Origin of the sequence: Streptomyces bikiniensis, from assembly GCF_000716625.1 — a bacterium.
Lineage (GTDB): Bacteria > Actinomycetota > Actinomycetes > Streptomycetales > Streptomycetaceae > Streptomyces > Streptomyces bikiniensis.
In genome coordinates this window covers 263,403-286,887 of sequence record NZ_JNXJ01000001.1, presented here as the reverse complement: position 1 = coordinate 286,887, position 23,485 = coordinate 263,403, and the positions used below count along the sequence as shown (strand labels likewise).

15 protein-coding genes are annotated in these 23,485 nt (G+C 72.0%); 4 read left to right on the top strand and 11 right to left on the bottom strand.

What is annotated here, in order from left to right; genetic code table 11:
- Positions 1-88 precede the first annotated feature (88 nt).
- Together OO47_RS01105 and OO47_RS01100 are read left to right on the top strand one after the other, a co-directional pair.
- Positions 89-1,303: a thiolase family protein gene (locus OO47_RS01105; protein ID WP_030211651.1), complete on the top strand. Its 1,215-nt coding sequence runs from the start codon at positions 89-91 to the stop codon at positions 1,301-1,303.
- Positions 1,300-3,429: a 3-hydroxyacyl-CoA dehydrogenase NAD-binding domain-containing protein gene (locus OO47_RS01100; protein ID WP_030211649.1), complete on the top strand. Its 2,130-nt coding sequence runs from the start codon at positions 1,300-1,302 to the stop codon at positions 3,427-3,429. The genes OO47_RS01105 and OO47_RS01100 overlap by 4 nt, the downstream gene beginning before the upstream one ends.
- A gap of 97 nt (positions 3,430-3,526) precedes the next feature.
- On the opposite strand, the gene OO47_RS01095 is transcribed toward OO47_RS01100, so the two are convergent.
- The 6 genes from OO47_RS01095 to OO47_RS01070 all read right to left on the bottom strand — a co-directional run bounded on the left by OO47_RS01095 (position 3,527) and on the right by OO47_RS01070 (position 13,890).
- Positions 3,527-4,807: a phosphodiester glycosidase family protein gene (locus OO47_RS01095; RefSeq protein WP_078489424.1), complete on the bottom strand. Its 1,281-nt coding sequence runs from the start codon at positions 4,805-4,807 to the stop codon at positions 3,527-3,529.
- Positions 4,800-5,531 (bottom strand): Ig-like domain-containing protein, encoded by a 732-nt coding sequence (locus tag OO47_RS01090; protein WP_030211643.1) that lies wholly within the window; start codon positions 5,529-5,531, stop codon positions 4,800-4,802. Before OO47_RS01090 ends, OO47_RS01095 begins: the two co-directional genes overlap by 8 nt.
- On the bottom strand, positions 5,528-6,292 hold the full coding sequence (locus OO47_RS01085; protein ID WP_033207555.1) for a rhamnogalacturonan acetylesterase: 765 nt from the start codon (positions 6,290-6,292) through the stop codon (positions 5,528-5,530). Before OO47_RS01085 ends, OO47_RS01090 begins: the two co-directional genes overlap by 4 nt.
- Before the next feature lie 31 nt (positions 6,293-6,323).
- Positions 6,324-10,760 (bottom strand): glycosyltransferase, encoded by a 4,437-nt coding sequence (locus OO47_RS33815; protein ID WP_030211639.1) that lies wholly within the window; start codon positions 10,758-10,760, stop codon positions 6,324-6,326.
- Positions 10,757-12,112, bottom strand: coding sequence for a CDP-alcohol phosphatidyltransferase family protein (locus tag OO47_RS38355; RefSeq protein WP_106969315.1), 1,356 nt, complete (start codon positions 12,110-12,112; stop codon positions 10,757-10,759). The genes OO47_RS33815 and OO47_RS38355 overlap by 4 nt, the downstream gene beginning before the upstream one ends.
- Positions 12,113-12,315: 203 nt before the next feature.
- Positions 12,316-13,890, bottom strand: a complete 1,575-nt coding sequence (locus tag OO47_RS01070) for a hypothetical protein (RefSeq protein WP_051715801.1) — start codon at positions 13,888-13,890, stop codon at positions 12,316-12,318.
- A 236-nt stretch (positions 13,891-14,126) separates the two neighbouring features.
- Here OO47_RS01070 and OO47_RS01065 point away from each other — a divergent pair, with 236 nt between their 5' ends.
- A complete protein-coding gene (locus tag OO47_RS01065; protein WP_030211632.1) occupies positions 14,127-15,209 on the top strand; it encodes an LCP family protein in 1,083 nt (360 codons plus the stop codon).
- A 71-nt stretch (positions 15,210-15,280) separates the two neighbouring features.
- Here OO47_RS01065 and OO47_RS01060 read toward each other — a convergent pair whose 3' ends face one another.
- The 3 genes from OO47_RS01060 to dxs all read right to left on the bottom strand — a co-directional run bounded on the left by OO47_RS01060 (position 15,281) and on the right by dxs (position 20,111).
- Entirely contained in the window at positions 15,281-16,366 is a 1,086-nt protein-coding gene (locus OO47_RS01060) for a hypothetical protein (protein ID WP_051715799.1), read from the bottom strand.
- A gap of 108 nt (positions 16,367-16,474) precedes the next feature.
- Positions 16,475-17,989: an amino acid permease gene (locus OO47_RS01055; protein ID WP_030211628.1), complete on the bottom strand. Its 1,515-nt coding sequence runs from the start codon at positions 17,987-17,989 to the stop codon at positions 16,475-16,477.
- Between the two features lie 175 nt (positions 17,990-18,164).
- Positions 18,165-20,111 (bottom strand): 1-deoxy-D-xylulose-5-phosphate synthase, encoded by a 1,947-nt coding sequence (dxs, locus tag OO47_RS01050; protein ID WP_030211626.1) that lies wholly within the window; start codon positions 20,109-20,111, stop codon positions 18,165-18,167.
- Positions 20,112-20,420: 309 nt separating this feature from the next.
- Between dxs and OO47_RS01045 the strand changes: the two genes are divergently transcribed.
- Positions 20,421-21,191: an IS5/IS1182 family transposase gene (locus OO47_RS01045; protein WP_030211625.1), complete on the top strand. Its 771-nt coding sequence runs from the start codon at positions 20,421-20,423 to the stop codon at positions 21,189-21,191.
- Positions 21,192-21,247: 56 nt separating this feature from the next.
- On the opposite strand, the gene OO47_RS01040 is transcribed toward OO47_RS01045, so the two are convergent.
- Together OO47_RS01040 and OO47_RS01035 are read right to left on the bottom strand one after the other, a co-directional pair.
- A complete protein-coding gene (locus OO47_RS01040) occupies positions 21,248-22,561 on the bottom strand; it encodes a sugar ABC transporter permease (protein WP_030211623.1) in 1,314 nt (437 codons plus the stop codon).
- Positions 22,558-23,337, bottom strand: coding sequence for an ATP-binding cassette domain-containing protein (locus tag OO47_RS01035; protein ID WP_030211621.1), 780 nt, complete (start codon positions 23,335-23,337; stop codon positions 22,558-22,560). Before OO47_RS01035 ends, OO47_RS01040 begins: the two co-directional genes overlap by 4 nt.
- Between the last annotated feature and the right edge of the window lie 148 nt (positions 23,338-23,485).

The following is a 23,485-nucleotide window of genomic DNA, read 5'->3' as shown; positions in this document are numbered from 1 at the left end:
TGGTTACTCGTAAGTAGCATGGGGGGAGCAAGCGCACGCTTAGGCGTGCGCCGCAGCAGGCCGTCCCGCACCCTGGAGGAGAGCCATCGTGCCTCGTACCGTCAGGGACGTCGTCTTCGTCGACGGCGTCCGCACCCCGTTCGGCAAGGCGGGCCCGAAGGGCATCTACCACGAGACCCGCGCCGACGACCTCGTCGTCAAGGCCATCCGGGAGCTGCTGCGCCGCAACCCCGGCCTCGACCCCGCGAAGATCGACGAGGTCGCCATCGCCGCGACCACGCAGATCGGCGACCAGGGTCTGACCCTCGGCCGCACGGCGGGCATCCTCGCCGGGCTGCCGCAGTCGGTGCCGGGCTACTCCATCGACCGCATGTGCGCCGGCGCGCTGACCGCCGTCACCACGACCGCCGGCTCGATCGCCTTCGGCGCCTACGACGCCGTCATCGCCGGTGGCGTCGAGCACATGGGCCGCCACCCCATGGGCGAGGGCGTCGACCCGAACCCGCGCTTCGTGTCGGAGAAGCTCGTCGACGAGTCCGCCCTCTTCATGGGCATGACCGCCGAGAACCTGCACGACCGCTACCCGAGCATCACCAAGCGGCGCGCCGACGAGTACGCCGTGCGCTCGCAGGAGAAGGCCGCCAAGGCGTACGCCGACGGCAAGATCCAGCAGGACCTGGTGCCGATCTCGGTCCGCCGCACCAACGCCGAGGGCGGCGAGACGGGCTGGGGCCTGGTCACCGCCGACGAGCCGATGCGCCCGGGCACCACCCTGGAGTCGCTGGCGAACCTGAAGACCCCGTTCCGCGTCCACGGCAACGTGACCGCGGGCAACGCGGCCGGCCTGAACGACGGCGCCACCGCCTCGATCATCGCCTCCGAGGACTTCGCCCGGGAGAACGGCCTCCCGGTCAAGATGCGCCTGGTCTCGTACGCCTTCGCCGGCGTCGAGCCCGAGGTCATGGGCTACGGCCCGATCCCCGCCACCGAGAAGGCCCTCGCGCAGGCCGGCCTGTCCATCGAGGACATCGGCCTCTTCGAGATCAACGAGGCCTTCGCCGTCCAGGTCCTCGCCTTCCTGGAGCACTACGGCATCGCCGACGACGACGCCCGCGTGAACCAGTACGGCGGCGCCATCGCCTACGGTCACCCGCTGGCCTCCTCCGGCGTCCGCCTGATGACGCAGCTGGCCCGCCAGTTCGAGGAGAACCCGCAGGTCCGCTACGGCCTCAACACCATGTGCGTCGGCTTCGGCATGGGCGCGACGGTCATCTGGGAGAACCCCCACTGGGAGGGCAAGTGAGCACCACCGCCGAGCTTCTGAAGGGCGCCGCCGAGCTCTTCCCGGACGAGGTCGTCACCAGCGCCCACGTACGGCACTTCGAACTGCCCGCGGGTGCGGGCCGGTTCGCGCTGATCACGCTGGACAACGGCTTCGACCACACCAAGCCGACCACCTTCGGGCCGCAGTCCCTCGCCAACCTGAACACGGCGATCGACCAGGTCGAGGCGGAGGCCGCCAACGGCGAGATCGTCGGCGTCGGCATCACCGGCAAGCCGTTCATCTTCGCCGTCGGCGCCGACCTCAAGGGCGTCGAGCTGCTGAAGAAGCACGAGGAGGCCCTCGCCATCGGCAAGGGCGGCCACGACGTCTTCAAGCGTCTGTCCTCCCTCGCCGTGCCGACCTTCGCGTACTACAACGGCGCGGCCATGGGCGGCGGCGTCGAGGTCGGTCTGCACTGCACCTACCGCACCGTCTCGAAGGCCCTGCCGGCCTTCTCGCTGCCCGAGGTCTTCCTCGGCCTGGTGCCCGGCTGGGGCGGCTGCGCCATCCTGCCGAACCTGATCGGCGCCGAGAAGGCCGTCTCGGTCATCATCGAGAACTCGCTGAACCAGAACCGTCAGCTCAAGGGCAAGCAGGTCTTCGAACTCGGCATCGCCGACGCGCTGTTCGAGGGCGCGGACTTCCTGGAGCAGTCGCTGATCTGGACGGCCTCCGTCCTCAACGGCACCACCACCGTCGAGCGCCCCGAGGTCGACCGCGGCGAGGCCTGGGACCAGGCCGTCGCCAAGGGCCGCTTCGTCGCCGACTCCAAGGTGCACGGCGCCGCCCCGGCCGCCTACCGCGCCCTCGACATCATCGAGGCCGCCAAGGACGGGGACCTGCAGAAGGGCTTCGACGCCGAGGACCAGGCCCTCGCGGACCTGATCATGGGCGGCGAGCTGCGCTCCGGCATCTACGCCTTCAACCTGGTGCAGAAGCGCGGCAAGCGCCCCGCCGGCGCCCCGGACAAGTCGCTGGCCCGCCCGGTCACCAAGGTCGGCGTCGTCGGCGCCGGTCTGATGGCCTCCCAGCTCGCCCTGCTCTTCCTGCGCCGTCTGGAGGTGCCGGTCGTCCTGACCGACATCGACCAGGAGCGCGTCGACAAGGGCGTCGGCTACGTCCACGCCGAGATCGAGAAGCTGCTCGGCAAGGGCCGCATCAACCAGGACAAGGCCAACCGCCTCAAGGGCCTGGTCTCCGGCGTGCTGGACAAGGCCGAGGGCTTCGCGGACGCGGACTTCGTCATCGAGGCCGTGTTCGAGGAGATGTCGGTCAAGCAGAAGGTGTTCGCGGAGGTCGAGGCGGTCGCCCCGGCGCACGCGATCCTCGCCACCAACACCTCCTCGCTCTCCGTCTCGGAGATGGCCTCCAAGCTCAAGCACCCCGAGCGCGTGGTCGGCTTCCACTTCTTCAACCCGGTCGCGATCCTCCCGCTCCTGGAGATCGTGCGCGGCGAGCGGACGGACGACGCATCCCTCGCCACCGCCTTCGGCGTGGCGAAGAAGCTGAAGAAGACCGCGGTCCTCACCAAGGACGCCCCGGCGTTCGTCGTGAACCGCATCCTGACCCGCTTCATGGGCGAGATCCAGAACGTCATCGACGAGGGCACCCCCGTCGAGACGGCGGAGAAGGCCATCGAGCCGCTCGGCCTGCCGATGTCGCCGCTGGTCCTCCTGGAGCTGGTCGGCCCGGCGATCGGTCTGCACGTCTCCGAGACCCTGAACCGCTCCTTCCCGGAGCGCTTCAAGGTCTCCCCCAACCTGAAGGCGGTCGTCGAGGCCGGCAAGCGGGGCTTCTACGTGTACGACTCCGGGAAGCCGGAGCTCGACCCCGAGGTCGCCGCCCTCCTGAAGCAGGGCGACACCGTCCTGACCGAGGAGCAGGTCCGCGACCGCGTCCTGGACGCGGTGGCGCAGGAGATCGGCCTGATGCTGGAGGAGGGTGTCGTCGCCGAGGCGCAGGACATCGACCTCTGCCTGATCACGGGCGCGGGCTGGCCCTTCCACCTGGGCGGCATCACGCCGTACCTGGACCGTGAGGGCGTCTCCGAGCGCGTCAACGGGAAGCGTTTCCTGGCGCAGGGCGTGGCGAGCGTCCCGGCGTAACGCCTGCGGGAGGCCATGAGGAGGGGCCGGTGGCACTGCCACCGGCCCCTCCTTCCGTTCGGTCCCTCCCCTTGCGTTCGTCCCTCCCCGCGCCGCGTCAGCGGGGCAGTACCGCCAGGACCGTGGCCACCTTCCGCTCGCCCACCGGGTCGCCCACGGCCTCCCGGGGGCGGTTGCGCAGCTCCCCGCCGACCACCATCGTCGTGGAGCCGCCGCCGTCGAGGTTGAGCCCGTCGACGGCGCCGAGGGAGCTCAGCAGCCCGGCGGACTCGGCGAGGGTGGCGCCCTCGCTCGCGCCCGGGTCGCGCCCGTCGACGGTGACCAGCAGGACCGAGCCGTCGGCGGTGACCCCGGCCAGGGTCCGCGGCGGCCGGTCGGTCGCCGCGCGGTCCCGCTCGCTCAGCACGACACGGCCGCCGGAGAGGAGCCGCCTGCCGCCGCCCACCGCGGTGTCGACGAAGCCGGTGAGGTCCTCGCCGGAGGAGTCGGTCAGCGGGATCGAGACGTCCGGCGCGGTGCCGCGCCGGACGTGCTCCCGCAGCCAGTCGGCGCCCTCGCCGATCCCGTACAGGGCCCGGCCGTCCTTCGGTACGGGGCCGCCGGCCGGGGAGCGCAGCCGGCTCACGGCGCCGTCGCCGTCCAGCACCGCCTCGACGCTGCCGCGGGGGCCGTCCGGGGTCGCGACGCCCCAGTCGGGCGTGAACTCGACGATCTCGTCGGGGTCCTCGCACAGCCCGGTGCCCGGGTCCTGGCGCCAGACGCGGCCCTCGGCCGCGAGCCGGTCGTGGTCGGTGCCTCGGCAGGGGCGGAGCCGGCCCGCGGCCCGGTCGACGCCGTCCAGCCGCCGGGTCTCCCCGTCGGCGGCGGTGATCAGACCGGGCGTGGCGACCTCGGTGATCCGGGCCCACAGGCGTCCGTCGCGGTGGCCGAGGAGCAGGGCGGCGCCGTCGTCGCGGGCCTCGCTGAGGACCCGGCCGCCCTCGACGTACAGGCCGACGGGGTCGCCCGGGTAGCCGCTGTACGCCTTGCCTCCCTTGATGTCGAAGTACGAGCCGTTGACGGCGGCGAGGGCCCCGGCCCGGCGCGCCGCCTGACGCACCGTCTGGGGCAGGGCCATGCTCGCGCCGTGCGCGCCGACGAGCCGGGCCGCGGCGTCCGGGGCGATCCGCAGGACCGAGACCCGCACCGGTCCGGCCGGGCCCCGGTGGACGGACTCCCGGTAGTCGACGCCGGCGGCGAGCGGCCGTTCGGTGACGGGGCCGGACGGCTTCGCGGAGATGCCGGGGCCCTTCTCCTCCGACCGGGTGCACGCCCCGGTCACGGCCAGCAGGGCGAGCGCGAGCGCGAGGGCCCGGTGCCGGGCCGGGATCCTAGGCATCCGCCGGCAGTGCGCCGGGAGAGTCGCCCAGGCCGCCGACGTGGACGGTGATCTCCTGCCGGACCCGGTGTCCCGTCCCGTCCTCGAACTCGACCGAGAAGGAGTCGTAGCCCAGGAAGTCGGGGGCGGCCTGGTAGGTGAGTCCTCCGCCGGGCTGGTGGAAGAGGGTGCCGCGGGCGGGGAACGAGCTGCCGGTGAACCGCAGGCCTTCGAGGGGGCTGTAGTCGGACGGGACGGTGAAGCCGCCGCCGGGTTCGAGCAGCATCACGTGCCCGGCCAGCCAGTGCCGGCGGACGCGGAAGCCCAGGTGGGAGTTGGCCATCGAGGCGACCAGGCGCTCCTTCTCGGTGCGCTTGACGCCGACCACGATCCGGGGCAGGAAGTACGAGCCCTCGGGCGCGTCGTCCGCGACCCGGACCGTCATGGTGACGGCGCGCGGCTCGCTCCCGGAGGCGTAGGTGGCGTACCGGCCGCTCTCCATCTTGGCGAGGCCCTGGTGGCGGACGACGCCGAGGACCCCTTCGAAGAGGTCGGGCAGGACGTAGCCGTACACGCGGAACGGCTCGTCCTGCGGGGTGATCGACAGCATCAGCCGGAAGCGCTGTCCGGGAGCCAGGGGCAGTGCCGGGTCGGCGTCGCCGTACAGCTCCAGGCGGCCGCCGTGGCGCGGGGTCTCCGGGTGGAACACCGAGGCCCTCGCCAGCGGGTACCAGTTCTCGCTCACTGCGCCACCTCGCTCACGCGGGACTTGGTCAGGTGCTCGAAGACGTCGTCCGGGAGCCAGGCGACCTCGTGCTCCGGGACGAGCGCGTCCAGGTTCCGGAAGTACTCCGGCAGCAGCAGGCCCTGCGCGTACATCCCCCGGGCCACGAAGCGGGCGCACTCCAGGGCGCCGTGCGGCCGCAGGTGGCTGTTGTCCTCGACGCCGTCGGGGTAGTTGGGGTTCTCGCCGGGCCGGAGGTAGAGGAAGACCTTCTTGCTCTCCTCGGAGCCCAGCTGCTCCCACCAGGTGCTGGTGAAGTCGTGCAGGTCGATGAGGGGCACCGAGATGGTCCGGGAGAGCTCCCGGATGGCCTGCGGGTAGACGCCGAGGCTGCGGCGCATGTTCTCGTGCGCGTCGAAGACCCGCCGCTCCACGCCCGGCACGAGCACGGGGTGCGCGCCCCGTGCCCGGGCGCCGTCGGTGTACTTGCGCATGTAGAACTGGAAGTCGGTGAAGGGGGCCGTGAACCGGCCGTCCTCGGCGCGCATGTCGTTGTGGCCGAAGGAGATCAGCAGCAGATCGCCCGGGGCGATGTTCTCCAGGATCCAGGCCAGCCGGCCGCGCTCGTAGAAGCTGCGTGAACTCGCCCCCGCGCGGGCCGCGTTGACGACCTCGACGCCCTGGGTGAACAGGTGCAGCACCTGGCCCCAGCCGACCATCGGTGCCATGCTGGTCTGGCGCGTGCAGGCTCCCGAGCCGCCCGCGATGAATATTCTTCTCATCTGATCGTTCCTGAGTGGCTGACCCGTCGGTTCATGGAATGCGCACCCCGCGATGGGCCTCGAAGTCGGGGTCGGCCACGACCGAGGCGTCCAGGGTCTCGATGACCCGGTACGCCCGCTCGCAGTTCGCCGTGTCGCGCAGCACGAAGAACTCGGCCGCGCGCCGCTGGTACTCCGGTTCGACGCGGAACCCGCGCTCGATGGAGCCGATGATCTCGTCCACGGCGTGCTCGACCGTGCCGCAGGCCGGGCCGAAGCCGTCCCGCGCCAGGTCGAAGTACCCGCGCTTGTAGTGCTTGCGGTAGAACTCCTCGTCGTCGAAGTTCGTGTAGACGATCGGCTTGCCCATGTAGGCCACGTCGAAGAAGACGGACGAGTAGTCGGTGACCAGCATCGAGCACTCGCGCATCGCCAGCTGGACGTCCCGGCCGGTGGTGGACACCGTGATCGACGGGTGGTCGATGGTGAAGTGCTTGAGGTACGGCCGGATCTCGTAGTGCGGCATGAACTCCAGCTCCACCCCGTACCGCTCCAGGGCGGCGAGCAGCCGCTCGTCGCGCAGCAGCGAGGAGAAGAAGCGGTAGTACTGCGAGGCCGCGAAGGGGATCTCGGGCTTCGCCGCCCTGTTGTACGAGGGGGCGACGATGTCGCGCCGCCAGGTCGGCATGACCAGGATCCGGCGCAGGCCGGGCACCGGGGCGAGCGCGTCGTAGCGCGGCAGCCCGGTGGCGGCGACGCGGTCGTAGCCGTAGCCGCAGTGCTCGGCGAAGTAGGCGCGCTCGCTGCGGCCGGTGGTGAGCACCATGTCGACGTTGGTGGCCTGGGCGTGGATGGAGGCCACCACGTCGTTGTAGACCACGCCGTGCTGGAGGAAGACCCGCTTGTAGCGCAGCAGGTCGCCGTAGCCGCGCAGGAAGGCGCGCTTGGGGAGCCCGGGGAAGCCGAGGTACGCCTCCAGGTCGTAGGCGTTGATCAGGCGCTCGGCGTGCAGCAGGTAGGCGCGGTGCTTCCAGGAGAGGCGGTCGATGACCTGGCCGTACGGGGCGAGCTTGGCCCAGTCGGCCGAGGTGCGGTTGATGGAGTAGTAGATCTTGCGGCGGGGGTGGTTCTGCCGGATCCACTTGAACAGGTGGTAGCTGTTGTCCTGGGCGGTGTCCTCGCGCTCGCCGATGATCCAGATGCCCTTGCGGTGCAGGAGCGGGTGGGTCAGCCAGTACATCAGGCGGGTGCGCCAGCCGGGGCGGCCGGGCAGCGAGGCGCGCACCTCCCGGAAGAAGCGGCGGCGCTTGTCCGCGCGGCGGGCGAGGAAGCCGCGCACCCAGCGGACCCTCGGCGTCTCGTCCTGCTCCACGGAGAGCACGAGGCGCTCCTTGCCGCGGGTGTGCACGCCCTTGAAGCGGTGCAGCATCTGGCGGGCGGCCAGCGGGGTGTCGTGGTGCCGGTCGCCCTCGTGGATGCGGATCGTCAGGGTGAGGTCGGCGTTGGCGACGGCGGACGGCAGCCGGGTGGTGCGGACGCGCGCCCGCCAGCCGGCGTACAGGTCCCGGTCCTTGCGGGTGCGCCAGCGGTCGCGCCGGTAGACCTGCTCGACCGGGACGGCGTACTCGCGCCGCCCGTCGGAGAGGACCAGTTCGATGCGGTTGGTGAAGGGCCGGTCGATGTCCGTGGCGGCGAGGACCAGCAGGCCCTGGAACTCGATCTCGCCGCCGGTCCAGTCGAGGGTCTCCAGGACGGCGCCGATCTTCGGGACGCGCAGCAGCCGGGTGTCGACGGGGTCGCCGGCGATCCTGCGGTAGACGCCCTCGTCGTCGAGGTGGAGGGTCGGCAGGTAGTCCGGCGCGGTCCGCGGTTCGGCGAAGAGGTCCAGGTCGCCGGTGACGATCGCGTGGTGCTGGAGCCGGGCCAGGGGCTGGACGGTGTACTGGAGGACGAGGTCGGTGGGTATCCCCGAGTAGATCTCGTGCAGCCAGGGCAGGGCGGCGGCGATCTCCGGCTTGCTCATGATCCGGTGCATGTTCCGCACGTAGGGCTGGAGCGTGCGGACGACGAACCGCTGGGCGAGGCGCACCGTGCGCTCCGGCTGCTCCTGGACCGCCCTCAGGACGTGGGCGGCGAGCCGGACGATCTCCTGGGTCTTCACCGGGTCGTTCCACGGCCGGTCGAAGAGGGAGCCCCGCAGTTCCTCGTCGCGCGCGTAGAAGCGGGCGCCGCGGGCGATCGCGATCCGGCGGGAGCGGAGCAGCGCGGGGACGGTGAACCAGTCGTCCTCGAAGCCGGGGCCGGGGCCGCAGCGGAAGCGGTGGGCGCGCACGTAGGAGGTCTTGAACAGCTTCGCGCCGAGGGCGGTGGAGAAGACCAGGTACGGCGCGTCGTCGAGGCGGTCGACGGCGGTGTTCTCCTTGAAGTACCGCTGCCAGGGCTCTTCCTCGTTCAGCGCCGGGCCGGGGAAGTTGTCGGCGCGGCCGACGACGACGTCGACGCCGGTGTCGACGCGGCGGGCGGCGGCCAGGAGCCGGGCGACCGCGGCCTCGCCGAGGATGTCGCGGGCCCGCGCGAACATGACGTAGGGCGCGGTGACGTACCGGAGGCCGTGGTCGAAGGCGGAGCGCAGGCCGAGGCTGTACTGCGTGACCACGCGGGCGTTGGGGTGCCGTGCGGTGAACTCGGCGAGCAGGTAGGGCGTCGCGTCGGTGGAGCCGTCGTCGACGAGGACGACCTCGGTGCCGGGGAAGTCCGCCTGGGCGGCGAGGGAGCCGAGGAAGTCGGGCAGGTCGTACTCGTCGTTGCGGCAGTGGACGACGACCGCGGCCCCGTACCGGCCGCCGGGGGCGGTGGCCGGGGCGGTCGGCGGGGCGTCCCGCCACCACAGCCACGGGGTGCCGCGCGGCTGGACCCTGGACCGGGTCTCGGTGGTCTGCGGGCGCAGGCCGAGGTTGCCGCTGACCGTCTCGTAGACCTCGTAGGTCGCCGCGCCGGTGGCGTACCGCAGGTCCTGGACGTCGACGGCGCCGATGTTGAGCGCGGTGGAGGCGCGCTCCCCGCCGTGCCGGAGCTGGACGAAGAAGTTCCAGTGGCCGCCGTGGTCGGCCTTGCCGAGGGTGGCGGCCAGGTCGATCGTGGCGTGGTAGCGGATCCAGTGCTCGTCCACCTCCACGCCGGTGGCGGGGAAGGGGTGGTCCGTCTTGGTGCTGCGGCGGCGCAGCACGGCCGTGAGCGAGGTCTTGCCCTCGGGGTCGACGCGGCCGAACTGGTTCCTGATGGCACCGGCGATGTGCATCCGGTCGCCGACGATCTCGACCCGGGACGCCTCGTTGTAGAGGCGCGCGTCGGCGAGCTTGGTGCCGGTCAGTTCGAGGTCGGTGACGTCGAGGAACCGCTCGGCGCCGTCGATGCCGAGCATCGAGGCCGACCAGTAGACGCGGCCGTCGCGCTCGACGACGTCGGAGCTGACGACGCTGCGGCGGCGGGTGAAGTCGGCCGCGGACACGGCGATGTCGGTCCGCCCGTGCATGAGGCCGAAGGCGCGCACCCGCTCCATGGGCCCGCACAGGTCGTACGTCTGCGGGTGCAGGCTCCGCAGGTACGGGGCGACGGCCCGCACGAAGCCGCGGCGGTAGTTCTCGTCGCCGCCGCGCAGTTCGGGGGTGTAGAGGCGCAGGTCGTGCGCGAGGAACTTGGCGCCCTTGTGGGCGAGCAGGTCCGGGCGGCCGACGTCGGTGAGGAAGTGGTCGGTGTACTGGTGGACGAGGACCCGGTCGCGGATGCTGCGGAGCTCGTGGCGCCGGTTGGTGATGGAGGGCTGGTCGCTCTCGCTCTCCCACATCCACCGGTAGACGGGGGTGGCGAGGAGGGTGAGGGAGCGGGCGTGGAAGTTCGCGACGGTGGAGAAGTAGGTGTCCTCGAAGAAGACGCCCTCGGGGAAGCGGATGCCGAAGTCGTCGAGGAAGTCGTGGCGGTAGAGCTTGCCGGCCGCGATGGGGTCGGCGAAGAGCTCGGGGAAGGCGCCGAGGCCTCCGACGGTCTGGTCCCCGGCGTAGAGCTGCGGCTGCCAGACGGTGACCTCGTCGGTGCCCAGGTTGACGCGCAGGGCGCGGCCGGCGGTGACGTCGGAGCCGGTGGCGAGCGCGGAGGAGAGCAGTTCCTCGACGGCCTTGAGGGGCAGTTCGTCGTCGGCGTCGAGGAACATCACGTACTCGCCGGTGGCGGCCTCGATGCCGTTGTTCCGGGGCGCTCCGCAGCCGCCGCTGTTCTCCGGCCGCTCGATGATCCGCACCCGGTCGTCCTGGGCGAACCGGCGGGCGGTGAGCAGCGTGCCGTCGGTGGAGCGGTCGTCGACGACCAGGACCTCGACGTTGCGGTGGGTCTGGGAGAGGGCCGACTGGAGGGCGCGGGAGAGCGTGGCGCTCGCGTTGTGGGCGGGGACGACGATGCTGACGCGGTAGTGCGTGATGTCCTGCGGAACGCTCATGACCAGCTCTGCCCCGAGTCCGCGTGGTGGTGGCCGGGGTGGGGCTGTGCGGGGACGCGCGGGAGCCACGCGGTGTCCTGCGCCTCGGGCTCGGCGGGGTAGGGGTGCGGGTACGGCTGGAAGCCGGGGTCGTCGTCGGGTTCGGGGGCGGGGAAGCGCTGGTCCATCCACGTGACCTGCTCGTTCCAGCCGTCCGGCTCCGTCCGGGCGTCGTGGGGGTACGGATGGTCCTGGGAGCCCCGGAGGTGCTGGCGGTCCCGGTCGTCGCGGGAGTACGGGTGCTCCTGGAGGCGCAGGTCGTCGCGGGAGTACGGGTCGCCCTGGTCCGTCCACGCGTCGGCGCCGGTGTCCGGGCGTCCCTGGTCGCCTTCGCGGCGGCGGTGCCGGCCGGCCTGGAGGTGGGGCGAGATGGAGCCCGCGCGGGTGGGGACGCTGTCGGGCGCGAGGCGCTCCATGGTGCGCGTGAAGTCGCGGGTGGAGAGCCAGAACTTGAACATGATCACGAGTTCGAAGGCGCCCAGGAGGATCGCGGAGACCGCGGTCGTCACGAGGACGTGGCCGATGAGGGGGCCGACGATGAAGATGAACATCTGGAACTCGATGCCGCTGATCAGGTGCGGCCGGATGCGGGTGCGCAGGAGGGCGTGGCGGAAGCGGGCGTACCAGGGGAAGCTCTTGCGGAACTGCTGGTGGAGGTCGATGACCTCGGGCTGGCCGGGCCGGGTGGTCGCGGCGGCCTTGAGGGTCTCGCCCTCCGCGAGGGGGTTCGCGCGGAGCAGGTCCTCCATGAAGACGACCTTCTGGTCCTCCTCCTTCACACCGGCCTCGGCCTGCCGGGCGAGGGTGACGGCCTCGATCTTGGCGCGCATGGACATGCGCATCTTGTAGATCTGGAGCGCGTCGACGTAGCGGAGCATGTCGAGGAAGACGACGACGAGGGCGGCGAGCAGGAAGACCGGCTCGTCGGTCCGGAGGAACTGGCCGCCCATCAGCGCGAGGGCGCAGAACAGCACCCGGATGCGGTCGAAGACGTAGTCGAGCCAGCCGCCGAAGACGGAGCCGTTGCCCTTGAGCCGGGCGAGCTTGCCGTCGATGCAGTCGAGGATGAAGCTGACGTGGTAGAGCCCGGCGCCGATGGCGAGGGACTCGTAGTCGCCCTTGAGGAAGAAGCCGGCCGAGCCGAGGCCGACGAAGAGGGCGGCCCAGGTGACGCGGTTCGGGGTGATCCAGTCGAACCGGGCGAAGAGGCAGACGAGCCGGGTGGCGACGGGGTCGACGAGGAGCACGGTCCACCAGGCGTCACGCTTCTTGCACGTGAGTTTCTGGACAGCCCGGAGTGACAGCTTCTGCATGAGCCCCTCAGTCGTCGGCGCACGGACATCTGGTGCGGCAGGGCAGCCATTGGCCTGCCGCCCGAAGCGTTCGGGCCGGGGGGCCGTCCACGCGATCCACACATGTGGTCCACTTGTGGTTCACATAAAGACTGCATGAGACTAGCAAATGCGATCGACGTTCGAAACTTGGAACGGGTCGAATGTGGCGGGTCCCACCTGCGTCAAAGGGCCCGCCAGGGCTCGAAGTCCAGCCCCTCCGCCCCCTCGCGCTGGCGCATGACCCGGGGCTCCCCGTCGGTGCCCAGCACGGCCGCCACCACCCGCCCCCCGGCGTCCAGGGCCACCGCCGGAGCCACCAGGGACCGCTCGCCGCCGGGCGCCCACCAGGTGCCCGTGTCGGGGCGGCCGTCGGCGTGCACCCCGATCGCGACCGTCCCGTCGCCGCCCGGCCGGACCAGTACCGTGCAGGACCAGCCCTGGACCGCCGCGCCGACGGCACCGGTCGCGGCCCCGCTGCCGTCGGCACCGCCCAGGGCTTCCGGCGCGGGCGCGCCCGGCCGCCAGAGGCAGAGTTCGTTGGTGTCGGCGTACCGGAAGCGGACGCCGCCGGCCTCGGGGGCGGCCGCGAGGCTGCCGGGGACCATCCGGACCGGGACCTCCCGGTCCTCCGTCCAGCTCCGGGCCGCCGGGTCGTAGTGCCAGCGCACGGCCTCCGCGCGGTCGCGGCGCCGGGCCACGAGGTCGACGCCGCCGCCCGGGCCGGGGACGGCGGCCAGCTCGTCGGCGACCCGCAGGCCGCGCAGGTGCTCCCAGCCGGTCCAGTGCCCGGCCCGGTCCTGGCGCCGGGTGCTGATGCCGCGCCCGACGTTGCGCACGAAGACGTGCAGGGCGCCCTCGGCGTCGAGCGCGGCGACGGGGAAGCCGACCTGCCGGGCCCGCTCCCACTCGCGCGCGTTCGGGTTGCCGATCGACTGCCAGGGGGCGAGCGGCCGGCCGCTCTGGTACTGGACGGCGGTGACGACCTCCAGGGCCCGCTCCCCCTTGTCCGTGGCCCTGCGCAGGCCGAGGAGGCGGACGTACCCGTCGGAGCCCTGGAGCACGGTGAGACCCGGCATCAGTTCCGGAGGCGTTTCGAGCAGTTCGGGGCCGTCCCAGTCCGGTCCCCCCGGCGCGGTCTCCGTCCAGCGCAGGACGCCGGCGGCGGACAGCAGGTGGACGGAGAGGCGCCCGTCCGCGCCCCGGGTGAGCCAGCGGCTCTGCCGGGGGTACCGGGAGGCGGCCTCCCCCGGGGCGTACGGATCGGTGCCGGCGCGCCGGCAGTCCACGTACACCGGCCGGCCGGTGCGCTCCTGGTACGCGCGGGCCGCAGCCAGGGCGGCCCGGGCGGCGGCCCCCCGGGCGGGGGGCTCGACGACCGCGTACTTCCGTTCCCCGCCCTCGACGGCGACGCTCTCCGGGTCGGGGTCGAGCGTGCCGACCCGGGTCGGGCCGAGGTCGAGGAAGAGGTCGAGCAGCCGTTCCCCGGCGTCGCCCCGGACGTCCAGCACGTACGGCTCGCCGGCGATCCGGTGCCCGCGCTCCCGCGCGGCGGCCAGGGCGGAGCCGAGGGCCTCGGCCTCGCCGGGCTCCCCCCGGCCGAGGCAGACCACGGCGAGGGGCACGCCGGGCGGCTCCGCGCCGAGCGGCGCGATCGCCTCGGCGGGCGCGGCCACCACCAGGAGCAGCAGGCCGGGGGCGGGGCGGGCGCCGCCCGCGAGGCGCCCGGACCGTGTTCTCCGGTCGGTTCCTCGCGCCATCTCCGCCCCCTGTAGTCGACTGCCGTTCGCCACCCCGTCGATCATCCTTTCGACCGACGCCTCCCCGGAACGATAGACGGCCGCACGGGGACCGGAAAATCCGTACCCGTCGTACACATGTCCGACAGCGGCCTATACTGCACGGTCACAGGCGCCCGCGGCCCCTGTACGACCGGGGGGGAAACCGGATTCCCCGTCGCCCGACGCCGTCAGCAGATGCGAGGAATCACCGCACCATGAGCCAGGACACACGCACGCCCGACACCGGCGGCCGCCGTTCCGCCCGCGCCTCGCGGCCGCCCCGCAAGCGCCGCAGAACCGGCCGGATCGTCCTGCTGACGCTGCTCGTCCTGCTCCTGGCCGCGGGCGGCGGCGCGTACTGGATGTACAGCAGCCTCGACGGCAACATCAAGGGCGTCGACATCGAGAAGGCGCTCGGCGACGACCGCCCGGAGAAGCTGCCCACCAGCGGCCAGAACCTGCTCGTCCTGGGCTCCGACTCGCGGGCGGGCGCCAACGGCGACCTGGCCGGCGGCAACGTCGGCGGGGGCCGCTCGGACACCGCGCTCGTGGTGCACGTGCCCGAGGGGCGGACCGAGGCCGTCGCCGTGAGCATCCCGCGCGACACCCTGGTCACCCGGCCCGAGTGCGTCCGCGGCGACGGCTCGGCCGCGCCCCCGGCCCAGCGGGTCATGTTCAACTCCGTCTACGCCCAGTTCGGTCCGGCCTGCGTGGTCAAGACCGTGGAGTCGATGTCCGGGGTCCGGCTCGACCACTTCCTGGAGATCGACTTCGCCGGCTTCAAGGACCTGGTCGACGCCATCGGCGGGGTCACGGTCGACGTGAAGGAGCCGATCGACGACAAGCAGAGCGGCCTCCACCTCGAAGCCGGCCCGCAGCGGCTCGACGGCACCCAGTCGCTCGCCTTCGTCCGCACCCGCCACGGCGTCGGCGACGGCAGCGACCTCGGCCGCATCAGCCTCCAGCAGCAGTTCCTGACCGCCCTCCTCTCCGAGGTCAAGAAGCAGGACCTGCTCGGCAGCCCCGCCAAGAGCTACAAGATCGCCGACTCGGCGACCAAGGCGCTCACCACCGACTCCGCGCTGGCCTCCCTGACCGCGCTCAGCGAGTTCGGCCGCAGCCTGAACGGCGTCGACCCGCAGAACATGGAGACGATCATGCTGCCGGTCGCCTACGACAAGAAGGACCCGAACCGCGTCGTCCCCGCCGAGCCGAACGCCACCCAGCTGTGGAAGGCGATCCGCGAGGACGCCGAGATCCCCGCGTCCGCGAAGAAGTCCCCCGCCACGGGCGGCTGACCGCGCCCCGACGTGCCGGTGCCCCGGGCCCCCTCCCTCTGAGGGGGCCCGGGGCACCGGCACGTCCGGGGTCAGATCCGCGTCCACGTCCCCGGCAGGAGACCCGTCCCCGCCTCCCGGCCCGCCACTATCGGCTCGCCGCCCGGAGCGACCGCCGCGGCGACGACGGTGCCGGAGGCGTCGCCCGCCAGGACCGGGGGGCCCTGGACGGCGGGGCCCGAGGGGGTCCAGCGCAGCTCGGTCCCCTCCCGCTCCGCCGGGTAGGAGGCGAACAGCATCCGGCCCGAGGAGTCGCGCTGGGCGAGCAGCGTGTGGTCGAGGCCGTCGACGGAACGGCGGACGACGCTCAGCGGGCCCTCGCCGACCGCCCCGCCGAGGGGCACGGGCTCCAGGGCCCGCTCGGGCGACCAGGCGCACACCCGCCCCTCCTTGTCCAGGTAGAAGGCGGTGACGTGCCCGGAGGGACCCTGCACGGCCGCCATGGTGCCCATGGTGACCGGGGCCGGGAGGAGCTCCTCGCGGAGCGGCTTCGCACCGGACTCGCGCTGCACGTAGCGGACGAGCCCCGCGGCGTGCGAGGAGTACAGCTCCACGAAGCCCGACCCGTTGGTGACGGCCACCGGCAGGGGGTCGGTCTTGGAGCCGAGCAGGTCCCACCAGGGGTGCCAGCCGCCCGCGTCCTTCTGGGCCCGCACGCTGATGCCGCCGCCGCCGTTCCGGCAGAAGACGTACGCGCGCCCGATGCCGTCCACGGTCACGGAGGGGGTCCCGGTCCACTGGTGGGCGGCGCCGTTGGGATGGGTGATCGAGCGCCACTCCAGGGCCGGACGGCCCGTCTGGTACTGGGTGCTGTGCACCAGTTCGACGCGGTCCGGCTCGCCGCCCGCCACGGACCGGAGGCCGACGAGGTGCACGTACCCGTCGGCGCCCTGGCCCACCGAGAGGCTGGGCAGCAGCCCGCCGCTGCCGCCGCCGATCGGCACGGGCCCGCTCCAGCCGCCGCCGGCGTTCTCCGTCCAGCGCACCACTCCGCCGTCCCGGGGCAGGTAGAGGCTGAATCTGCCCTCCTTCCCGCGGGCCAGCCAGGAGCCCCGCAGGCGGGGGTCGGCGGAGGGGCCGTGGGGGCGGGCGGCGGGGGCCTCGGATCGATTCGCCATGAGAGGTGCAGCGCTCCGGTCATCGGGGTGCGGGTCGGATACGAGCCGACTGTAGCGGCCCCTTCGAACGCTCTTCCCCTCGCCCGCCGCCCCGCTTCCGGCGGCCCCTCAGTACCGGGCGTCCTGGCCCTCCCGGCCCAACCGGCTGTGACTCCGCCCGTACAGGAAGTACACGACGACGCCGATCGCCATCCAGACCGCGAACCGGAACCAGGTCTCGCCCGGCAGGTTGAGCATCAGCCAGAGCGAGGCCGCGATGGAGAGGATCGGCAGCGCGGGCACCCAGGGGGTGCGGAAGGCGCGCGGCAGGTCGGGGCGGGTGCGGCGCAGGACGATGACGCCGGCCGCGACCATCACGAAGGCGAAGAGGGTGCCGATGTTCACCAGGGTCGCCAGTTCGTTGATGCTGGTGAAGCCGGCGACGATCGCGATGACGACGCCGAGCAGGATCGTCGGCCGGTACGGGGTCCTGAACCGCGGGTGCGTGACGGAGAAGAAGCGCGGCAGCAGGCCGTCGCGGCTCATCGCGAAGAAGACGCGGGTCTGGCCGAGGAGCAGGATCAGACAGACCGTGGTGAGGCCGACGGCGGCGCCGAAGCTGATCACGCCCGCGTAGAAGGGATGGCCGGCGGCTTTGAAGGCGTCGGCGAGCGGGGCGCTGACGGACAGCTCCTTGTAGTTCTGCATGCCGGTGACGACGAGGGAGACGGCCACGTAGAGCACGGTGCAGATGAGGAGCGAGCCGAGGATGCCCCGGGGCATGTCCCGCTGCGGCAGCTTGGTCTCCTCGGCGGCGGTGGCCACCACGTCGAAGCCGATGAAGGCGAAGAAGACGACGGAGGCGGCGGTGAAGATGCCCATGACGCCGAAGTTCGTCGGCTCGTACCCGAAGAGGAGCTGGACCAGCGGGGAGTCCCAGTTGGAGCCGCCGCCCTCCGGGGTGACGGCCGGCGGGATGAAGGGCTTGTAGTTGTCGCCGACGACGAAGAACAGACCGGCGACGATCACGATCATCACCACGGTCACCTTGATCGCCACGACGAGCGCGGTGATCCGGGCGGAGAGCTTCATGCCCAGGACGAGGACGACGGTGAGGACCAGGACGAGCAGGAACGCCAGGATGTCGAAGGTCCCGCCGGGCGCGTCCGGCCCCTCAAGGGCCGCCGGCAGGTGCCAGCCGGCGTTGTCCATGAGCGACCGGACGTAGCCCGACCAGCCGACGGCCACCACCGCCGTACCGAGGGCGAACTCCAGGACGAGGTCCCAGCCGATGATCCAGGCGGGCAGCTCGCCGATGGAGGCGTACGCGAAGGTGTACGCCGATCCGGCCACCGGCACCGTCGAGGCGAACTCGGCGTAGCAGAGGGCGGCGAGGGCGCAGACGATGCCGGCGGCGACGAAGGCGAGGGCCGTCGCCGGGCCCGCGTTCTCCTTGGCGACCTTGCCGGTGAGGACGAAGATGCCGGTGCCGATGATGACGCCGACGCCGAAGACCGTCAGGTCCCAGGCGGACAGGGACTTCTTGAGGGCGTGCTCCGGCTCCTCCGTGTCCCGGATCGACTGCTCGACCGTCTTGGTCCGGAACACACCGGAATTGGCCCTTGGGTGTTGGTCCGTGCTCACCGTGGCACCTCCGCGCTCCGTCCGACGTCGGTCCCGGTGCCTCCGCGGGTCGGAGGCTGTGACGACGTCTGCCCGAACAGAGCCAGGATGCACGCGAACGGGCCGGTCGGCACCCGGGAGGGTGGGCCGACCGGCCCAATGGGTGGCGCGGGGGTGGTACGGAGGTGGTGCGGGGTCAGTCCCGGGCGGGCTCCGCGGTCTTGGCGCCGCTCTTCTCGGCGCTCTCCTCCGCGCTGTCCTCGTACCGGCCGTCGAGGCGGGAGACGAGGCCGGTGACCTGCCGGGCGACGTCCGGGGCGGTCAGACCGATCTCGGCCAGGACCTCGGCGCGGGAGGCGTGGTCGAGGAAGCGCGGCGGGATGCCGAAGTCGCGCAGCGGCACGTCCACGCCGGCGTCGCGGAGCGCCTGGGCGACGGCCGAGCCGACGCCGCCGACGCGGCTGTTGTCCTCGACGGTGACGACGACCCGGTGGCGCGCGGCGAGCGGGGCGAGGGCCTCGTCGACGGGCTTGACCCAGCGGGGGTCGACCACGGTGGTGGAGATGCCCTGCCGGTCGAGGAGGTCGGCGATCTCCAGGCACATCGGCGCCAGGGCGCCGACCGAGACCAGGAGGACGTCGGGCCTGTCGGTGCCGGGCTCGCGGAGCACGTCCATGCCACCGACGCGGCGCAGGGCGGGGACGGCGGGGCCGACCGCGCCCTTGGAGAAGCGGACCACGGTGGGCGCGTCGGTGACCTCGACGGCCTCGCGGAGCTGGGCGCGGACCTGGTCGGCGTCGCGCGGGGCGGCGAGCCGCAGGCCGGGTACGACCTGGAGGATCGACATGTCCCACATGCCGTTGTGGGAGGCGCCGTCGGTGCCGGTGACGCCGGCCCGGTCGAGGACGAAGGTGACGCCGCACTTGTGCAGGGCCACGTCCATCAGGACCTGGTCGAAGGCGCGGTTGAGGAAGGTGGCGTACACCGCGAAGACCGGGTGGAGGCCGCCGGTGGCCAGGCCGGCCGCGGAGACCGCGCCGTGCTGCTCGGCGATGCCGACGTCGAAGACGCGCTCGGGGAAGGCCTTGGCGAACTTGTCGAGGCCGACGGGCTGGAGCATGGCCGCGGTGATGGCGACGACGTCCGCGCGCTCCTTGCCGAGGGCGACCATCTCGTCGGCGAAGACGCCGGTCCAGTCGGCGCCGGAGGTGGCGATCGGGAGGCCGGTGTCGGGGTGGATCTTGCCGACGGCGTGGAAGCGGTCGGCCTCGTCCTGGAGGGCGGGCTGGTAGCCGCGGCCCTTCTCGGTGAGGCAGTGGACGATGACGGGGCCGCCGAAGCGCTTGGCGCGCGTCAGGGCGGACTCCAGGGCCTCGATGTCGTGGCCGTCGATGGGGCCGACGTACTTGAGGCCGAGGTCCTCGAACATGCCCTGGGGGGCGATGAAGTCCTTGAGGCCCTTCTTGGCGCCGTGCAGGGTCTCGTAGAGCGGCTTCCCGACGACCGGGGTGCGCTCCAGGATGTCCTTGCCGCGGGCGAGGAAGCGCTCGTAGCCGTCGGTGGTGCGCAGGGTCGCCAGGTGGTTGGCGAGGCCGCCGATGGTGGGCGCGTAGGAGCGCTCGTTGTCGTTGACGACGATGACGAGGGGGCGGTCCTTGGCGGCGGCGATGTTGTTCAGCGCCTCCCAGGCCATGCCGCCGGTGAGGGCGCCGTCGCCGATGACGGCCACGACGTGGTCGTCCTTCTTCAGGACCTCGTTCGCCTTGGCCAGGCCGTCGGCCCAGCCGAGGACCGTGGAGGCGTGCGAGTTCTCGATGACGTCGTGCTCGGACTCGGCCTGCGAGGGGTAGCCGGAGAGGCCGCCCTTCATCTTGAGCCGGGAGAAGTCCTGGCGGCCGGTGAGGAGCTTGTGGACGTAGCTCTGGTGGCCGGTGTCCCAGAGGACCTTGTCCTTCGGGGAGTCGAAGACGCGGTGCAGGGCGATGGTCAGCTCGACCACGCCCAGGTTGGGTCCGAGGTGCCCGCCGGTCTTGGAGACGGCGTCCACGAGGAACGTCCGGATCTCGTCGGCCAGCTGGTCCAGCTGTTCCGGGGAGAGCCGGTCCAGGTCTCGCGGTCCCCTGATACGGGTCAGCAGAGCCACCCGTTCCTCCTTGCGTTTGAGCTGGTCGAGCTTGCCGATTCGTCGAGTCTAATGTTCCGTCCCGGATCGTGGGCAGCGGGCCGGGGGATGTGGCGTCACTCCCACGGCCCGCGGACCGGCGATCCGTACGGCTCCGTACGGGTGTGTGCACTGGTCCGGACGCACGGGCGCCCGGCGCCGGTTTCACGGCGCCGGGCGGGTGTGGCGGGCGTTACGCGTGCGTGGCGGCGGCCCTTCCGGGCGCGTCCCGCCGGTTTTCCGGGCGCTAAAGGGTGTTACAGAAGGCTCGGTTTTGGGCATTTTGCCTGTATGGGTGGGGTGTTGCGGGCTGAGCCGTTGTGGGTGGAGACGTTCACGGGCTTACGGATGGACCGGTTCGCGAAGCTGGTGAAGGTCGTGAAGGAGCGGGGTGGGAACGGGCCGGGTGGTGGCCGTCCGTGGTGTCTGCCGCTGCCGGACCGGGTGCTGCTGGTGGCCGTGTACTACCGCACGAACCTCACCATGCGGCAGCTCGCTCCGCTGTTCGGCATCTCGCCGGCGACGGTGTGCCGGGTCATCCAGCGGCTCCAGCCGCTGCTGGCGCTCGAACGGGCTCCGCGGCCGGTGGTGGACACCGACCGGTTGTGGATCGTGGACGGCACTTTGATCCCGGTCCGCGACCGGAAGGTCGCAGCTTCGTCCCGCAACTACCGGTTCTCGGCGAACGTGCAGGTCATCATCGATGCCGACACCCGCCTGGTCGTCGCCGCGGCCCGCCCGGCGCCGGGCAACAAGGCCGATGCCCATGTCTGGTGCGAGTCGGGCCTGCCCGTCCTGACGGCGGGAACGACCGTGATCGCGGACGGCGCCTACCTCGGCACCGGCCTGATCGTCCCGCACCGCAAGAGAGCCGGCCGCCCCCTCCTGCGCGGGCAGGAGGAGGACAATGCCGAGCACCGACGGGTCAGGGCCCGTGTCGAGCACACGTTTACCCGGATGAAGAACTGGAAGATCCTTCGCGACTGCCGCCAGAAAGGCGACGGCCTTCACCACGCGGTCCAGGCCGTCGCCGCCATGCACAACCTCGCCATGGCGCGGTGAAACAGCAGTTCAGGTGCCGCTTCTGCCTGCCGAAGCCGGACCTTCTGCAACACCCTTTAGGCGCGTCCGGCCGTCTTCTGGGTCTTGCGGGAGACGGAGTCGATGATCACGGCGATGAGCAGGACCGCTCCGGTGATCATGTACTGGATGGCGTTCGAGGACAGGTTCATCTGGTTGAGGCCCTGGACGATCGACTGGATGACCAGGATGCCCAGGAGCGCCGACCAGACCTTGCCGCGTCCGCCGAACAGGGACGTGCCGCCGATGACCGCCGCGGCGATGCACATCATCAGCTGGTTGCCGCCGCCGAGGGAGCGGTCGGCGCCGCCGGTCGCGGAGGCGAGGAACAGGCCGCCGACGGCGCCCATGGTGCCGGAGATCATGAAGACCGAGATCCGGATCCAGGAGACGTTGATGCCGGCGCGGCGGGCGGCCTCGATGCCGCCGCCGACCGCGAAGACCTGGCGGCCGTAGGTGGTGCGGCGCAGCACGAAGTCGGTGACGAGCAGGATCACCAGGAAGATCACCAGGGAGAGCGGCAGGCCCTGCTCCTGGTTGAAGCCGTACGCGGCGACGAGGACCAGGACCGCGAGGACGGCGGTGCGCAGGACGATCTCGCTCTGCGGGCGGTGCGGCAGGCCGGCGGCCCTGCGGCGGCGCGCGTCGCGGAACTGGGCCAGGTAGAAGGCGGCGATCACGACGGCGGCGAGGCCGTAGGCGGCGGCGACGTCGGAGAAGTAGTACTTCGTGAGGTCGTTGACGAAGCTGCCGATCGGGGTGGAGATGGTGGAGCGCTCGCCCATCACCCAGGTCTGGAGGCCGGCCCAGCCGAGGAAGCCGGCGAGGGTGACGACGAAGGCGGGCACGCCGATCTTGGCGAACACGATGCCGTGGAAGGCGCCGATCAGGGTGCCGGACAGGATGCCGAGGAGGATGGCGAGGCCGTCGGGCATGTCGGTGCCGAGGACGCCCCAGACGGAGCCGGCGAGACCGGCCACGGAGCCGACGGCGAGGTCGATCTCGCCGAGCAGCAGGACGAAGACGATGCCGACGGCCATGATGCCGGGGCCGACCGCGTACAGCGTGATCTGGTCGAGGTTGTACGAGGTGATGAAGTTGCCGGTGAGGGCCTGGAAGACGACGCCGATGACGATGAGGCCGACGACGACGGGCAGCGAGCCGATCTCGCCGGAGCGGATCTTGCGCTTGAACTCCTCGACGTAGCCCTTGAAGCCCTGCTCGCGGACGAGGAGGCGGGGGTCGACGGCGGGGATCGCGGCGGCGGCCGGGGCCTCGGTGACCGGCGCGTCGGGGGTGCGGGGGTCGGGCACCGCGGCCGGGTCGTTCGCGGTGGGAGGGGTCGTGCTCACTTCGCTACCTCCGCGTTGCGGGCCTGGCGGCGGGTCACGGCGTTGTCCGTGGCACCGGTGATCGCGGCGATGATCTCTTCGTGCGTGGTGGTGGCGACCGGGAAGGTGCCGTTGTTGCGGCCCAGGCGGAGGACGGCCACGGTGTCCGCGACGGCCTTCACGTCGGCCATGTTGTGGCTGATGAGGATGACGCCGAGGCCCTGCTCGCGCAGCCGCTCGACCAGGTCGAGGACCTGGGCGGTCTGCTCGACGCCGAGGGCGGCGGTCGGCTCGTCGAGGATCACGATCTTCGGGTCGCCGACCAGGGCGCGGGCGATGGCCACGACCTGCCGCTGGCCGCCGGAGAGGGCGGCGACGGGGATGCGGACGCTGGGGATGCGGATGGAGAGGGTGGAGAGCAGGTCCTTCGCGCGCTTCTCCATGGCGACCTCGTCGAGGACGCCACCCTTCTTGATCTCGCGGCCGAGGAACAGGTTGGCGACGACGTCGAGGTTGTCGCAGAGCGCGAGGTCCTGGTAGACGGTCGCGACGCCGAGGTTCTGGGAGTCCTGGGGGCGGGAGATCTCGACCTGCCTGCCCTCCCACTCGATGACGCCCTCGTCGATGGGGTGCACGCCGGCGATCGTCTTGACCAGCGTGGACTTTCCCGCTCCGTTGTCGCCGACGAGCGCGACGACCTCACCTGCGTGGACTTCGAGATCGACACCGGAGAGGACCTGGACCGCTCCGAATCGCTTGAAGATCCCGCGCAACGCCAGCACGGGCGTCTGGGACACGTGAACCAACTCCTTCGCCGCCCGCGGACGGCGGCACGTCGCGCCGCAGGTGCAGCGCCAGCAAAGTTCTGGGGGTGGGCTTCGTCCGGTCCCCGGGCCGACAGCGGGGTCTGGGTCGGCCGGGGACCGGACGGGCTTGGGGGAGCGG